The sequence below is a fragment of the Aeromonas sp. HMWF017 genome, from assembly GCF_003061465.1.
GTDB lineage: Bacteria > Pseudomonadota > Gammaproteobacteria > Enterobacterales > Aeromonadaceae > Aeromonas > Aeromonas veronii.
The window spans coordinates 1-1,324 of the sequence record NZ_QAJD01000146.1 but is presented as its reverse complement, the minus strand read 5'-3'; the positions used below and the strand labels follow the sequence as shown (position 1 = coordinate 1,324).

Annotated in this window: 1 protein-coding gene; it reads left to right on the top strand. The window is 54.4% G+C overall.

All coding sequences use genetic code 11. The features are described from left to right. Positions 1-83: 83 nt before the first annotated feature. Positions 84-1,324, top strand: a 1,241-nt coding sequence (locus tag DBR30_RS15145) for a methyl-accepting chemotaxis protein (RefSeq protein WP_108588414.1), incomplete at its 3' end; no start/stop codon positions are given.

Here is a 1,324-nt window from a genome sequence, read left to right as displayed (position 1 = left end):
TTTTCTGCTTGCAGGCTATGCTCTATATGACCATTCCCGAAGGATGTCGCGGGAGTGAAGACCTATTTCAAGGAACCCCTCCTATGTTCAAAAACATGTCTATTGGTCAGAAGCTGAGTGCTGGATTTGCCATTCTGGCCTTACTGGTTCTGGGCTTGGCTTGGTTCTCCATCAGCCAGTTGGCCAAGCTCTACGGTGATACCGAAACCATTACCACCAATTTGCTGCCTTCCACCCGCTATGCCAGCCAGATGCACGTTGCCATTCTGGATGCTCGTCGCTCCGAGCTCTCTCAGGTGATTGCGGGGCTCAACAAGGACGCCCAGGAGGTGAGTGAACGGACGCTCACCTTCAACAAGGCCAAGCTGGCGTTTGATACTGCAGCTCAAAAATATGGTGCAATGCCCTTTACTACCGATGAAGAAAAACAGACCTATGAGCAACTGCTTAATGCTGGCGCCAAGTATTTCTCGGTGCATGAGGAGTTGGTCAATGCGTTTGCTGCCGGTGATCTGGATAAAGTCAGAAGTCTGCGCAAAAACGAGACCAGAGCTGCTTTGGAAGAGGCGGGGGCAAAGTCACTGCGACTGCGAGAAATCAACAATGAAATTGCGGAGCAGATGACCAAAGGGGTGGCCGATCTTTACGACAGTGCCAGAACCATGAGCATTGTTGTCAGCCTGATCACCCTTGGCTTTGTCGTTGTGATTGCCTGGTTGCTGACCGGCCAGATCCGCAATCCGGTTATGGTTCTCCTTGAGCAGACTCGCAGAGTCTCTGCCGGGGATCTCACCTCGCGTATCGATATGCAGCAGTTCAACAACGACGAATTGGGTACGCTGGCCAAGGGGTTTGGCGAGATGCAGACCAATTTGCGTACTCTGGTCAGCGAAGTATCAGGTTCAGTGGTGCAACTTAGTTCTGCTGCCGAGGAGATCAGCTCGGTCGCCAGCCAGTCTGCCAACAATATGCATTCCCAGCAGCATGAGCTCAATCAGCTGGCAACGGCGATGAACGAGATGCAAGCCACAGTACAGGAGGTATCGCGCAACACCAGCGATGCTGCCAGTGCGGCCACTTCTGCCAGTGAAACTGCTGAACTGGGTGCCAAGACGGTCAATGATTCCATCCAGCGCATCGAGCGGGTGGCGAGTGCTATCGAGAGCACGGCAGTGGTGATCCGCCAGTTGGGTGATGACAGTCGCAACATCGGCATGGTGCTGGAAGTGATCCGCGGAATAGCCGAGCAGACCAACCTGCTGGCGCTCAACGCGGCTATCGAGGCTGCCCGTGCCGGTGAACAGGGTCGCGGGTTTGCGGTGGT